Origin of the sequence: Roseovarius salis (genome assembly GCF_044472985.1) — a bacterium.
Lineage (GTDB): Bacteria > Pseudomonadota > Alphaproteobacteria > Rhodobacterales > Rhodobacteraceae > Roseovarius > Roseovarius salis.
In genome coordinates this window covers 22,411-35,360 of record NZ_JBISDG010000009.1, presented here as the reverse complement: position 1 = coordinate 35,360, position 12,950 = coordinate 22,411, and the positions used below count along the sequence as shown (strand labels likewise).

The following is a 12,950-nucleotide window of genomic DNA, read 5'->3' as shown; positions in this document are numbered from 1 at the left end:
GCATTCGGGCGATGAGCTGGAAATCTCTCGACGAAATGGATCTCGACGGCAAGACGGTGCTGTGCCGCGTCGATATCAACGTGCCCGTCGAGGACGGCCGCGTGACCGACACCACGCGGATCGACCGGATCGTGCCCACCGTGCAGGACATCATCGAGAAGGGCGGAAAGCCGATGCTGATCGCGCATTTCGGCCGCCCAAAGGGCAAGGTCGTCGACGGGATGTCGCTGCGTCAGCTCGTCCCGGCGCTGGAGGCCGCGCTGAACCGCCGGGTGCAGTTCATCGAAACGCTGGAAGGGGCCGAGCAACCCACCGAGGAGGCCCGCGCGGCCGAGGTGTTGCTGCTGGAAAACATCCGCTTCCACCCCGGCGAGGAAGCCAATGACGACGCCTTTGCAAGGCGGCTTGCCGGGCTGGGCGACGTATATTGCAACGACGCCTTCTCGGCGGCGCACCGCGCGCACGCCTCGACCGAGGCGCTTGCACGGCTGCTGCCGGCCTGTGCCGGGCGGCTGATGCAGGCCGAGCTGCAAGCCCTTGAAACCGCTCTCGGCGACCCGGCGCGGCCGCTGATGGCGGTGGTCGGCGGCGCCAAGGTCTCGACCAAGCTCGACCTTCTGTCCAACCTGATCGAGAAGGTTGACATCCTCGTGATCGGCGGCGCAATGGCCAACACCTTCCTCTCGGCGCAGGGGGTGGAGGTGGGCCGCTCGCTGTGCGAGTGCGACATGGCCGACACCGCCCGCGACATCGCGGACAGGGCCGCCGGAACGGGCTGTGAACTGCTGCTGCCGCGCGACGTTGTCGTTGCCGAGGAACTCAGCCGCGGCGCCCCGCACGATGTGGTGCGGGTCGAGGACTGCCCGGAGACGAAAATGATTCTCGATGCCGGCCCCGACAGTGTTTTCCATATCACGCAGGCGATGGACCGGGCGGCAACGCTGATCTGGAACGGTCCCCTCGGGGCGTTCGAGACCCCGCCCTTCGACGCCGCGACGAATGCCGCGGCGGCCCACGCGGCCGGGCTGTGCCGCTCTGGCAAGCTGGTCGCCGTCGCCGGCGGCGGCGATACGGTCGCCGCTCTCAACCAGGCGGACGCGGCCGAGTGCTTCAGCTACATCTCCACCGCCGGGGGCGCTTTCCTCGAATGGATGGAAGGCAAGACCCTGCCGGGAGTCGCGGCCCTGCGGGGCTGAACCGCCACGACCGGCGCCGGGGGTGACGCGCGGGCCGGACCGAAGGGGTTGTTAGCGCCATCACAATTGCAACGCCATGCCCCCTCCCCTAGACACGTCGCGACGGCGGTCGCCACGCCGCCGAGGACAGCGAAAAGGGCAGAGCATTTCCATGACGAAACAAGACCAGGTCACCAAGATACGCACCGGCAATGGCTTCATCGCGGCGCTCGACCAGTCCGGCGGCTCCACGCCCAAGGCGCTGCGGCTGTACGGGATAGACGAGGACCAGTATTCCGGCGAAGCACAGATGTTCGACCTCATCCACGAGATGCGCAGCCGGATCGTGCAGTCGCCCGCCTTCACCGGCGACCATATTCTCGGCGCCATCCTGTTCGAACAGACCATGGATCGCGAGATCGGCGGCAAGCCCTCGGCCCGTTACCTTTGGGAAGAGCGCGGCGTGGTCCCCTTCCTCAAGGTCGACAAGGGCCTTGCGGAGGACCACGACGGCGTGCGGCTGATGAAGCCAAATCCCGGGCTTGCGGACCTGCTGGTGCGCGCCAACGCCGCCGGCATATTCGGCACCAAGATGCGCTCGGTCATCGACGCGGCATCGCCCTCGGGTATCGCCTCGGTGGTCGGCCAGCAGTTCGAGATCGCGGGCGAGATCCTCGATGCCGGCCTCGTGCCGATCATCGAGCCGGAGGTGACGATCTCCATCGCCGACAAGCACGAGGCCGAGGACCTGCTTCTGGCGGAAATCACCCGCCACCTCGACGCGCTGCCTGCCGACCGGGAGGTGATGCTGAAACTGACCCTTCCCGAGACTGACAATCACTACAAGACACTGGTCGATCACCCGCGGGTGATGCGCGTCGTCGCGCTGTCGGGCGGATACGCCCGCGACGAGGCGAACGCACGGCTTGCGCGGAACACCGGCATGGTGGCCAGCTTCAGCCGCGCGCTGACCGAGGGGCTGTCGGCCCGGCAGAACGACGAGGAGTTCGACCGCGCGCTGAAGGAAGCGATCGAGAGCATCCACGCGGCCTCGGTCTCCGGCTGATTGCACGACGCAGGCGCTGCGCGCGCCACCGGCCGGGATGCCGCCGCCCCGGCCGCCGGGGCGTGGCGGACCCGTTGCGCACATATTTGATCAAATTTCCTTGGCAGTGCCACGTGAAAAGCGCTAGAACGCGTGCGCGGGATCTCGAACGGGGGCCAGATGGAGCTAGCAGACTATCCGACGATCCGCGTGGCGGCCTGCGACCTGAACGGCCAGATGCGGGGCAAACGGGTACCGGGCTCTTACGCCCCGAAGCTTGACCAAGGCGTTGTGCGGATGCCGATGTCGGCGCTCAACCTCGACGTCACGGGCGCCGATATCGAAGACTCGCCGCTGGTTTTCGAGACGGGCGATGCCGACGGGATGCTGCACCCCACGGGCCGCGGGCCGGTTCCCCTGCCATGGCTGGAAACCGCGCAACCGCTGATCCCGATGGCGATGTATCACGATGACGGCCGGGTCTTCGACGGCGATCCGCGTCATGCGCTGTCCGCGGTGCTCGACCGCTACGCGGCCCGCGGCTGGCGCGTGATCGCGGCGACCGAGCTGGAATTCACCCTTGTCGACGACACCGGCGCGACACTGGCCCCGGTCCGCAACCCGCTCAACGGTCGGCGCAGCGCCGCGCCCGGCATCCTGTCGATGAATCACCTCGATGCCTTCGATAGCTTTCTCACCGCGCTCTATGAGGGGTGCGCGGCGATGGGGATTCCCGCGCAGGCGACAACGAGCGAATCCGGCGTGGGCCAGTTCGAGGTGACCCTGCACCACCAGGACGCCATGCGGGCCGCTGACGACACGTGGCTGTTCAAGGCATTGATCCGGGGGCTGGCGCGGCGGCACGGAATGGCCGCGACCTTCATGGCCAAGCCCTTCGCCGAAGATGCAGGCAACGGTCTGCACATGCATTTCTCGGTTCTCGACGGGGATGGGCGCAACGTGTTCGACGATGGCGGCCCGGAGGGCAATGATACGCTGCGCGCCGCCGTGGCCGGATGCCTTGCGGCGATGACCGCCTCGACGCTTGTGTTCGCACCGCATGCCGGCAGCTACGACCGGCTGGTGCCCGGGGCGCATGCCCCCACCGCCGTGTGCTGGGGCCACGACAACCGCACCACCGCGCTGCGCATTCCGGGCGGGGCGCCGGCGGCACGGCGGATCGAGCACCGGGCCGCGGGCGGTGATATCACGCCCTACCTGATGTTCGCCGCCGTGCTGGGCGCCGCCTTGATCGGGATCGAGGACGAGATGACACCGCCTGCCCCGGTCACGGGCAACGCCTACGACCAGGACCTTTCCGGGCTTGCATCCGACTGGGAAACCGCGATCGGCCTGTTCGAGTCCGACTCGATGATCGCGCGGATCTTTCCCGCTGAACTCGTGCGCAACCTCTGCATGACCAAGCGGCAGGAACTGCGTCTCATGTCCGGCATTCCACCGGCAGAGCACTGGAAGACCTATCTCGGCACCGTGTAGAGAGGACTTGCCGGCGGGCGGGGTGCTACGCTAGGCTTAAATTTGATCAAATTGCGGGTGAGAGATGAGAATCGGCATCCTGATGACCGGCCACGCGGCCCCCGAGATCGCGGAGCGCCACGGCGATTACGACACGATGTTCGCACGCCTGCTGGCCGGGCACGGCTTCGACTTCGCGACCTATAACGTGGTGGACGGGGCGTATCCCGAGGCGGCCGAGGACTGCGAGGGATGGCTGATAACCGGCTCCAAGCACGGCGCCTACGAGGATCACGCGTGGATTCCGCCGCTGGAGGCCTTCATCCGAAAGGTCCATGCCGCGGGCCGGCCGATGATCGGCGTGTGCTTTGGTCACCAGATCATCGCGCAGGCGCTCGGCGGGCGCGTGATCAAGTTTCCCGGCGGCTGGTCCGTGGGGCGCAGGACCTACGAGATCGACGGCGAGTCGCTGTCGCTCAACGCCTGGCACCAGGACCAGGTGGTGGAGCCGCCCGAGGGCGCTCAGGTGATCGGCGCGTCGGATTTCTGCGCCAACGCGGCGATGCGCATCGGCGATCGCATCCTGACGATCCAACCGCACCCGGAGTTCGACGCCGGCATCGTGGCCGACCTGATCCGCTATCGCGGGCGCGGGGTGGTCCCCGATGCACTGCTGGAGGCCGCAGGGGCGGAGCTGGACACGCCGACGGACGCCACCCGGTTCGCCGACCGGATGGCCCGGTTCTTCAAGACGGAGCGGTAAAATGGACGACTGGATCCTGAAACTCCCCGAGGCGGCACAGGCCTACCTGGAGGGCCGGCGGCTGGACGAGGTCGAATGCGTCATCGCGGACCTTCCCGGGATCGCCCGGGGCAAGGCCGTCCCGGCCAGCAAGTTCGCCCGGCAAAAGCATTTCCACCTGCCGGATTCGATATTCTACCAGACCATCACCGGCGACTGGGGCGAGGCCGCGGGAGAGGAAGGCTTCATCGAGCGCGACATGATCCTGACACCGGACATGTCCACCGCCTCGGCGGCGCCCTGGACGGGTGACTGGACCCTGCAGGTGATCCACGACGCCGCGGACCGGGACGGCAACCCGATCGAGTGTTGCCCGCGCAACGTGCTCAAGCGGGTGGTCGCGCTCTACGAGGAACGGGGCCTGACACCCGTCGTGGCGCCGGAGATGGAATTCTTCCTCGTGGCGCGCAACCTCGACCCCGCCAAGCCGGTGGAGCCGATGATGGGCCGGTCCGGCCGCCCGGCCGCCGCACGGCAGGCCTATTCGCTGACGGCGGTGGACGAGTTCGGCCCCGTCATCGACGACATCTACGACTTTGCCGAGGCGCAGGGATTCGAGATCGACGGCATCACGCAGGAGGGCGGCGCCGGGCAGCTCGAGATCAACCTGCGCCACGGCCATCCGGTGAAGCTGGCCGACGAGGTGTTCTATTTCAAGCGGCTGATCCGGGAGGCGGCGCTGCGCCACGAATGTTTCGCGACATTCATGGCCAAGCCCATTGCCGAAGAGCCGGGCAGCGCCATGCACATTCACCATTCCGTCATGGAAACGGAAACCGGCCGCAACATCTTTGCCGGTCCGCAAGGGGGCGAGACCGACGCCTTCTACCATTTCCTCGGCGGCATGCAGAAACACCTGCCCTCGGCCATCGCCATCCTCGCGCCTTACGTCAATTCCTATCGCCGCTACGTCCGCGACAACGCGGCGCCCATCAACCTTGCCTGGGCGCGGGACAACCGCACCACGGGGCTGCGCATCCCGCTGTCCCCGCCGGAAGCGCGGCGCGTGGAGAACAGGATCGCCGGCATGGACTGCAACCCTTATCTGGGCATCGCCGCCAGCCTGGCCTGCGGACTGCGCGGCCTGATCGACGAGGACCGCCCCGATCCGCAATTCAAGGGCGATGCCTATGCCGGTGAGGCCGACATCCCCCGCGTTCTCGGCAGCGCGCTGGATATCTTCGACGAGGCCGACGCGCTGCACGACCTGCTGGGGCCCGAGTTCGCGCGCGTCTACTCGATCGTGAAACGGACCGAATACGAGGAGTTCCTGCAGGTGATCAGCCCGTGGGAGCGCGAGCATCTGCTGCTCAACGTCTAGCGCGCGCGGCAGGCGGCGGACGCCTCCGGCGGGAGTATTTTTGGCAAGATGAAGCGATGAACCTGCTCTATTCGAACGACCGGGCCGGGGAATACCCCCGAAGCTGGTATGCCGCCACGGCCGAGCCGCTGGACCCTTTCCCGCAGCTGGAGGGCGACACGCGGGCGGATGTGTGCGTGGTGGGCGCGGGTTACACGGGCCTGTCAGCCGCGCTCCACCTTGCCGAACGCGGCCACGACGTGGTGCTGCTGGAGGCGCATCGCGTGGGCTTCGGGGCGTCGGGGCGCAATGGCGGGCAGCTCGGCAGCGGGCAGCGCATGGACCAGCATACCGTGGAAAGGCTGGTCGGGCGGGAGGACGCGGCCCGGCTCTGGTCGCTGGCCGAGGACGCCAAGGCGCTGGTCAAGCATCTGGTGGAACGCCACGGCATTGACTGCCATCTCAAGCCCGGCATCGCGCATCTTGGCTTCTCGGACCGGGAGACGGCCGAGGAACACGCCTATGCCGACCACCTCGCCGAGACCTACGGCTATCCGCACCTGCAGAAACTGGACCACGCGGCGGCGCAGGCGATCTGCCCCTCGCCGCGTTACAAGGGCGGCACGCTGGACATGACCGCGGCGCACCTGCATCCGCTGGCCTATGCGCTCGGGCTGGCGCGGGCGGCGCGCGATGCCGGCGTGCGCATCTTCGAGCGCACCGAGGTGCACGGGGTGGACGAGGGCATGCCGGCCTCCGTTCAAACCGCCGGCGGGCGCGTCACGGCAGACCACGTCATCCTTGCCTGCAACGGCTATCTGGGCGGCCTGAACGGCCGGGTTGCCGCGCGGGTGATGCCGATCAACAATTTCGTGGTGGCCACCGAACCGCTCGGCGATGCCGCGCACGACGTGCTGGCGCGGGATGTTGCCGTGGCCGACACCAAGTTCGTCGTCAACTACTTCCGCCTCAGCCACGACAAGCGCCTGCTGTTCGGGGGAGGTGAGACCTACGGCTACCGCTTTCCCGCCGATATCGCCGCGCTGGTGCGCAAGCCCATGACCGAGATATTCCCGCATCTGCGCGACGTCCGGATCGATTATGCCTGGGGCGGGACGCTCGCGATCACGATGCGGCGGCTGCCCTACCTCGCCCGGGTCGCGCCCAACATCCTCAGCGCCTCGGGCTATTCCGGCCATGGCGTCGGCACGGCGACCCATGCGGGCAAGCTGATGGCAGACGCGATCGCCGGTCAGGCCGAGGGCTTCGACACGATGGCCCGGATACCGACCCGCCCCTTCCCCGGCGGCGCCGCGCTGCGCTCCCCCCTGCTGGTGCTGGCGATGACGTGGTTCTCGCTGCGCGACCGGCTGGGGCTCTGACACCCCTCCCCTCCTTCCAAGACCGGACATGAACGGGCGCGGCATGCCGCCGCCTGCCGCCGCCGTTGCAAAAAATTCGCTTTGGAAACGCGGCGAGTCGGTGTATCCGTATTCGGGAAATCCGAAGGCTATTTTCAGGAAAACCGAAAGCATGACCGCCGTCCCGAATGTCTACGATGCCGAGCCGATCCCCGACAGCGCCCGCGCGGAAATCGACAGGATGCTGCGCTCGGGCGACCTGTTCCGCTACACGGCGCCCGAGAACGCCCCCGTCACCCTGCTGGAGCGGGAGTTCGCCGCCGCCATGGGCACGAAATACGCGCTCGCGGTCAGCAGCTGTTCGGCGGCGCTGTTCTTGTCGCTCAAGGGCCTCGGGCTGCCACGCGACGCACGCGTCCTGATCCCGGCTTTTACCTTTGCCGCGGTGCCCTCATCGGTCGTTCACGCAGACTGCATCCCGGTGCTTTGCGAGGTCGGCGACAATTACCGTGTCGATATCGACGACTTCACGCAGCGGCTGGACGAGGATATATCCGCGGTCATCATCAGCCACATGCGTGGCCACACCTCGGACATGGATGCGATCATGTCCCTGTGCGAGGCCCGCGGCATCCCCGTGATAGAGGATGCCGCCCACAGCCTGGGCACCACCTGGGGCGGGCGCAACATCGGCACGATCGGGCGCGTGGGCTGCTTCAGCTTCCAGTCCTACAAGCTGGTCAATGCCGGCGAAGGCGGGATCATGGTGACCGACGACCCCGAGCTGATCGCCCGGGCCGTCATCATGTCCGGCGCTTACGAGCACAACTGGGCCAAGCACATGACGGGCGACGACCCCGTTCTGGAGGCCGCCTTTGCCCGCTGGCAGAACAGGCTGCCGCTCTACAACCTGCGCATGGCCAACCTGTCGGCGGCGATCATCCGGCCCCAGATCGCCGAGATTCCCCGCCGCGTGCGCGACGGCCGGGCCAACCACGACCATGTCGCGGCACGGCTCAACGCCTGCCCGTGGCTGCGTGTCCCCGCGAAGCTCGCGCCGGAGGAGCGCGCGCCGGACTCCATCCAGTTCAACCTCGTGGGCATGGACGAGGCCGAAACCCGCGCCTTCGCGCAGGCCGCGGCGGAGCGGGGTATCAAGGTGCAGGTTTTCGGTCTGTCCAGCGACAATGCTCGCGCCTTCTGGAACTGGGAGTTCCTGCCGGAGCGCCCGCCCGAGCTGCCCATGACCCGCGCGATGCTGATGCGGGCCTGCGATGCCCGCCTGCCCGCGCGCCTGACCAAGCCCGAACTCGACGCGATCGCCGAGGCGCTCGTCATGGCGGCCACGGACGTGATGGGCGAGACACGCGCCTACGGCACTTGATGACCCCCTACCCTGCCCCCGGTGCGGGCAGGGGCAGGCATTGGTATGCCGGCAAGGCGCGGATTTCCGGCGGCGGCACGCTCACTCGGCGGCCAGTTCCTGTTCGGCGTCGTCCTCGACCGGGAAAAGGAACGACTTGTCGCGCCGCAGCATAAGCCACATCGGCTTGCCGCGTGCAGGCAGGAACACGTTGGGCACCGTCACCTTGAACAGCGACCCGTCATGGTCCATGCGGAATTCCACCAGGCTTTCCTTGCCCATGAAGCGCGCCCGCTCGACAATGCCGCGCGCCGCCGTGCCCATTTCGATCGTCGGGTCCGGTCCGCGGCCGTTCCGGTCGAAATCTATCTTCACGTGCTGCGGGCGGATGACGATATCCACCTCGTTGCCCTCGTGCACGCCGGGTGCGAGGAACTGGCCGAAGGGCGTCTGGACAAGCGACCCCTCCACGCGCCCGCGGATCACGTTAATGTCGCTGAAGAAGGCCACTGCATCGCGATCGACGGGCGCGTTGTAGATGTTGTAGGGTGCCCCCTCCTGCACGATCTGGCCGCCGCGCATCAGCGCGATCGTGTCGGCCATGCGCATCGCCTCCTCCGGTTCGTGCGTGACCAGCAGCACCGCGGTGTCCTGTTCGCGCAGGATGTCGAGCGTCTCGTCGCGGATACCGTCGCGCAGCCGGTTGTCGAGCCCGGAAAACGGCTCGTCCATCAGCATGATCGACGGCCGCGGGGCCAGTGCGCGCGCCAGCGCGACACGTTGCTGTTCCCCGCCCGACAATTCGTGCGGATAGGCGTTGAGGTATCCCTCCAGCCCCACCCGTTCCAGCAGTTCGCCGACGCGCCGCGAGATCGCCGCCTTGTCGCCCGTCAGGCCGAAGGCCACGTTATCGCCCACGCGCAGATGCGGGAAAAGGGCGAAATCCTGGAACATCAGGCCGATGTTCCGCCGCTCGGGCGGCACGCGGAAAACGGTGTCGCACACCAGCCTGCCATCGACGTAGATCTGGCCGGCGTCCTGCATCTCGACCCCGGCGATGATGCGCAGCGTCGTGGACTTGCCGCAGCCCGACGGCCCCAGCAGGCACGTCACCTGCCCGGGTTGAACCTTGAGCGACACATGATCGACCACGCGCCTGCCGTCATAGCGGCGGACGAGATCGACGATTTCCAGTCGGGGGTGGGCTGCGTCCACGAGCGCCTCTCGTCTATCCGATCAATTTTATCGGGTTAAGTGCAGCGGAGATAACAACCCGCCGCCGCCAGCGCAAGGCCGCGGCTCAGCGCGCTTTCTCGATCGCGGGCCGGATCTTGGACTGCAGCACGCGTTCGGTGATCGGTCCGGCGAAACGCAGGACGATGCGCCCCTCGCCATCGATCACGTAAGTCTCCGGCACGCCGTAGACCCCCCATTCCAGCGCCATCCGCCCGGCAGGGTCGGCGCCGATCGCCGTGTACGGATCTCCCAGCTCTTTCAGAAACCCCAGAGCGTTTGCCGGCTTGTCCTTGTAGTTGACGCCGTAAATGGTGATCCCCTCGTCGGCCAGCCGTTCGAGGTGGGGATGCTCCACCCGACAGGGCGCACACCAGCTGGCCCAGTAATTGACCAGCTTCACCCCGCCGGAGCGGATGTCCGCGTCGGAGAACAGCGGCTTGTCCCCGAGCGCGGACACCTCGACGGCCGGGGCCGGCTTGCCGGTGAGCGTGGAGGGCAGTTCATCGGGGTTCTCGCGCTGCATCCCGAAATAGAAAAGGGCCGCCAGCCCGGCAAAGATGACGGGCGGCGCGATCATGAGCGGGGACAGCCTAGCCATCGCGCTGTGCCTTCCTTTCCACCTCGTCCAGCTGCGCCTTGACCCGCCGCGAGCGAAGCAGGCTCATGCCCACCAGCGCCACGATCAGCGCGATCGAAACGGCATAGGAGGACAGAACCGCCTCGGCGTATTTCCCAAGATCCGGCATCATCGCATCCGCTCCCTCGCCAGCAGCGCGCGCATCCGGCGCGCGCGGATTTCCGTGCGCGTGCGCAACAGCACCAGCGCGATGAACAGCAGCACGAACCCCGCGATCGACACCAGAAGCGGGTGATAGAAAACATCGGCCACGTTCTCTTCCTTGTCGAGGCTCAACGACGCCCCCTGGTGCAGCCCCTGGTTCCAGAAGTTCACCGCATAGCGGCTGAGCAGGGCAAAGACCGACCCCACCAGGCAGAGGATCGAGGTCAGGTCGGCGGCGGTATCGTCATTCTCGATCGCCCCCCACAGGGCGATATAGCCAAGGTAGAACAGGAACAGGATCAGGAACGAGGTCAGCCGCGGGTCCCAGGCCCACCAGGTTCCCCACATCGGCTGGCCCCAGATCGCCCCGGTCAGCAGCGCGATCACCGTCATCACCGCGCCCACGGGCGCTGCAGCGCGCGCGGCGAGCGCACTGACATGGTGGCGCCGCACGATCCAGATCAGCGACGTCACCAGCATCATCAGCCACGTGTTGATGGCCATCAGGGCCGATGGCACGTGCAGGTAGATTATCTTGACGGTCGAGCCCTGCCGGTAATCGTCGGGCGTGAAGAAAAATCCCCATACCAGGCCGGTTACAAGACATATCACGGCAAGCACGGACACCGTCGGCAACACCTTGTCGGTGGTCTCGATGAATTTCTTCGGGTTGGCGTATGCCCAGAGCCTGTTGAGGTCCATGCCCGATTCCCAGCCTTATCTCAGATTGACCTTCAATACCGCAGCCGACGCGAAAGGCAAAAGCGCGATGGTGCCGCAGGTGATCCCTGCCAGCATCAGCAGCGGCGTGGCGTAATCCAGCCCCTCGGCGCCGCGCCGGGCCATCTCGGCCCCGAAGATCAGCGTCGGCACGTAAAGCGGCAGGACCAGCAGGCTCAGCAACAGCCCTCCCCGCCTGAGCCCGACGGTCAGCGCCGCGCCGAAGGTCCCGATCACGCTGAGCGCCGGCGTGCCCAGCAGAAGCGACAGGATCAGCGGCCCGTAACCGGCCGCCGGCAGGCTGAGCAGCAGCGCAAAGACCGGCGACGCCAGCACGAGCGGCAGCCCCGTCGTCAGCCAGTGCGCAAGCGCCTTGACGCTCACCGCTGCCTCCATCGGCAGCGGCGCGGTGGCAAGCAGGTCGAGGCTGCCATCCTCCCAGTCGAGCGCGAAGATGCGGTCGAGCGACAACAGGCAGGCCAGCAACGCGCCCAGCCACAGGATGCCCGGCGCGATGGCCGCCAGCAGCGCCGTTTCCGGCCCCACGCCGAACGGCACCAGCACCACCACGATCAGGAAAAAGGCCAAACCGAGCCCGAAGCCGCCACCGGCACGGACCGCCAGCCGCATGTCACGGGACAAAAGCGCGATCACAGGAACGCCTCGTCGAAATCATCCATCTCCGCCGCCCGGGCCCGGAACGGGGACAGGTCGAGCACCTCCGCCCCGTCAAGGCCCAGCTCGATATGGGTGGCCAGCAGGGCCGAACCGCCGCCTGACAGGTGCTGGCCCACGGCGCGGGCGAACATCGCCACGGCATCGCGGTCGAGCGAGACCGTGGGCTCGTCCAGAACCCAGATCGGGCGTCCCGTGACCAACAGGCGCGCAAGGCCCAGCCGTCTTTTCTGCCCGGCAGACAGCATCCCGGCCGGCCGGTCCGCCAGTGCCCGCAGCTCGAACGCCGCCAGCGCCGGCTCGATGTCCTGTCGCCCGAAGACTTGGGCCCAGAAGCGCAGGTTCTCGGTCACCGTAAGCGTCGCCTTTATCCCGTCGGCGTGGCCGGCATAGACAAGCGAGTCGGATGGCGCCTCGACCCGGCCGGCGAGCGGCGGTTGCAGCCCCGCCACGGTGCGCAGCAGGGTTGTCTTGCCGATGCCGTTGGGCCCGCGCAGCACCAGCGCCGCGCCGGCAGGCAGGGCGAAAGACACCCCCTCCAGCACACGCACGCCGCCGCGCGCAATCGTCAGATCGTGAACCTGCAGAGTCATGACGCCCCCTTAGCGCAAAGCGCGGGGCCGGGAAAGCGTCATGGCCGGCCTGCGCACGGGCCGCCCATGCTAGACCGGCAGAAGGGCCACGGCCACGCGCCGGCCTTCCGCGAGCAGGACGTTGTAACTCCGCGCAGCGGCGGGCGAGTTCATGGCCTCCACGCCAAGCCCGGCCTCCTCCAGCCGCGCGCGCACCTCGCGCGGCATGTGCAGGGTTTCCGGGCCAGTGCCCACGAACAGCACATCGATCTCGTCCGCCAAGGCCAGAAGCGGCTCTTCGTCGTCATAGCCACCCCATCCGCGCGCGCCATGCACGCTCACCAGGATCGCCCCCTCCAGCGCCTCGCCCCCGACGCGGAAGAAACCGGGGCCGTAGCCGTCTATGGGCGTCGCCCCGTCGAATGTCATTTCGTTCAGCCGCAT

At 67.5% G+C, this 12,950-nt stretch carries 14 protein-coding genes; 7 read left to right on the top strand and 7 right to left on the bottom strand.

Going from position 1 to position 12,950, the window contains the following annotated elements:
* The first annotated feature begins 11 nt into the window (after positions 1–11).
* The 7 genes from ACH13J_RS05110 (at position 12) to ACH13J_RS05080 (ending at position 8,543) form a co-directional block, all read left to right on the top strand.
* Positions 12–1,196, top strand: a complete 1,185-nt coding sequence (locus tag ACH13J_RS05110; RefSeq protein WP_397542232.1) for a phosphoglycerate kinase — start codon at positions 12–14, stop codon at positions 1,194–1,196.
* Positions 1,197–1,347: 151 nt separating this feature from the next.
* The gene (locus ACH13J_RS05105) at positions 1,348–2,241 is read left to right on the top strand and encodes a fructose bisphosphate aldolase (RefSeq protein WP_397542231.1); all 894 of its coding nucleotides are present in this window, start codon (positions 1,348–1,350) and stop codon (positions 2,239–2,241) included.
* A 159-nt stretch (positions 2,242–2,400) separates the two neighbouring features.
* Positions 2,401–3,717 (top strand): glutamine synthetase family protein, encoded by a 1,317-nt coding sequence (locus ACH13J_RS05100; RefSeq protein WP_397542230.1) that lies wholly within the window; start codon positions 2,401–2,403, stop codon positions 3,715–3,717.
* Between the two features lie 64 nt (positions 3,718–3,781).
* Positions 3,782–4,459 (top strand): glutamine amidotransferase-related protein, encoded by a 678-nt coding sequence (locus ACH13J_RS05095; protein WP_397542229.1) that lies wholly within the window; start codon positions 3,782–3,784, stop codon positions 4,457–4,459.
* Position 4,460: 1 nt separating this feature from the next.
* Positions 4,461–5,819, top strand: a complete 1,359-nt coding sequence (locus tag ACH13J_RS05090; RefSeq protein WP_397542228.1) for a glutamine synthetase family protein — start codon at positions 4,461–4,463, stop codon at positions 5,817–5,819.
* Between the two features lie 56 nt (positions 5,820–5,875).
* Positions 5,876–7,180, top strand: a complete 1,305-nt coding sequence (locus ACH13J_RS05085) for an FAD-dependent oxidoreductase (RefSeq protein ID WP_397542227.1) — start codon at positions 5,876–5,878, stop codon at positions 7,178–7,180.
* A gap of 151 nt (positions 7,181–7,331) precedes the next feature.
* A complete protein-coding gene (locus ACH13J_RS05080) occupies positions 7,332–8,543 on the top strand; it encodes an aminotransferase class I/II-fold pyridoxal phosphate-dependent enzyme (RefSeq protein ID WP_397542226.1) in 1,212 nt (403 codons plus the stop codon).
* An 81-nt stretch (positions 8,544–8,624) separates the two neighbouring features.
* Here the strand turns inward: ACH13J_RS05080 and ACH13J_RS05075 are convergent, their stop codons facing one another.
* From ACH13J_RS05075 to ACH13J_RS05045, 7 genes are all read right to left on the bottom strand, one after another.
* Positions 8,625–9,737 (bottom strand): ATP-binding cassette domain-containing protein, encoded by a 1,113-nt coding sequence (locus ACH13J_RS05075; protein WP_397542225.1) that lies wholly within the window; start codon positions 9,735–9,737, stop codon positions 8,625–8,627.
* 85 nt (positions 9,738–9,822) lie between these two features.
* A complete protein-coding gene (locus tag ACH13J_RS05070) occupies positions 9,823–10,335 on the bottom strand; it encodes a DsbE family thiol:disulfide interchange protein (protein ID WP_397542299.1) in 513 nt (170 codons plus the stop codon).
* A gap of 13 nt (positions 10,336–10,348) precedes the next feature.
* Complete coding sequence (gene ccmD, locus ACH13J_RS05065) at positions 10,349–10,507, bottom strand: heme exporter protein CcmD (protein WP_397542224.1); 159 nt, start codon at positions 10,505–10,507, stop codon at positions 10,349–10,351.
* Positions 10,504–11,241, bottom strand: coding sequence for a heme ABC transporter permease CcmC (locus ACH13J_RS05060; protein WP_397542223.1), 738 nt, complete (start codon positions 11,239–11,241; stop codon positions 10,504–10,506). The genes ccmD and ACH13J_RS05060 overlap by 4 nt, the downstream gene beginning before the upstream one ends.
* A 15-nt stretch (positions 11,242–11,256) precedes the next feature.
* On the bottom strand, positions 11,257–11,913 hold the full coding sequence (ccmB, locus tag ACH13J_RS05055) for a heme exporter protein CcmB (protein WP_397542222.1): 657 nt from the start codon (positions 11,911–11,913) through the stop codon (positions 11,257–11,259).
* A complete protein-coding gene (gene ccmA / locus ACH13J_RS05050) occupies positions 11,910–12,527 on the bottom strand; it encodes a heme ABC exporter ATP-binding protein CcmA (RefSeq protein WP_397542221.1) in 618 nt (205 codons plus the stop codon). Before ccmA ends, ccmB begins: the two co-directional genes overlap by 4 nt.
* A 69-nt stretch (positions 12,528–12,596) precedes the next feature.
* Positions 12,597–12,950, bottom strand: coding sequence for an Mth938-like domain-containing protein (locus ACH13J_RS05045; protein ID WP_397542220.1), 354 nt, complete (start codon positions 12,948–12,950; stop codon positions 12,597–12,599).

Excerpts from the sequence above, each read along its gene's own strand:
- ACH13J_RS05105 (WP_397542231.1), top strand. The coding sequence starts at position 1,348 with ATGACGAAACAAGACCAGGTCACCAAGATACGCACCGGCAATGGCTTC.
- ACH13J_RS05095 (WP_397542229.1), top strand. The coding sequence starts at position 3,782 with ATGAGAATCGGCATCCTGATGACCGGCCACGCGGCCCCCGAGATCGCG.
- ccmA (WP_397542221.1), bottom strand. The coding sequence starts at position 12,527 with ATGACTCTGCAGGTTCACGATCTGACGATTGCGCGCGGCGGCGTGCGT.
- ACH13J_RS05045 (WP_397542220.1), bottom strand. The coding sequence starts at position 12,950 with ATGCGGCTGAACGAAATGACATTCGACGGGGCGACGCCCATAGACGGC.
- ACH13J_RS05060 (WP_397542223.1), bottom strand. The coding sequence starts at position 11,241 with ATGGACCTCAACAGGCTCTGGGCATACGCCAACCCGAAGAAATTCATC.
- ACH13J_RS05110 (WP_397542232.1), top strand. The coding sequence starts at position 12 with ATGAGCTGGAAATCTCTCGACGAAATGGATCTCGACGGCAAGACGGTG.
- ACH13J_RS05085 (WP_397542227.1), top strand. The coding sequence starts at position 5,876 with ATGAACCTGCTCTATTCGAACGACCGGGCCGGGGAATACCCCCGAAGC.
- ccmD (WP_397542224.1), bottom strand. The coding sequence starts at position 10,507 with ATGATGCCGGATCTTGGGAAATACGCCGAGGCGGTTCTGTCCTCCTAT.
- ACH13J_RS05100 (WP_397542230.1), top strand. The coding sequence starts at position 2,401 with ATGGAGCTAGCAGACTATCCGACGATCCGCGTGGCGGCCTGCGACCTG.
- ACH13J_RS05070 (WP_397542299.1), bottom strand. The coding sequence starts at position 10,335 with ATGATCGCGCCGCCCGTCATCTTTGCCGGGCTGGCGGCCCTTTTCTAT.
- ACH13J_RS05080 (WP_397542226.1), top strand. The coding sequence starts at position 7,332 with ATGACCGCCGTCCCGAATGTCTACGATGCCGAGCCGATCCCCGACAGC.
- ACH13J_RS05090 (WP_397542228.1), top strand. The coding sequence starts at position 4,461 with ATGGACGACTGGATCCTGAAACTCCCCGAGGCGGCACAGGCCTACCTG.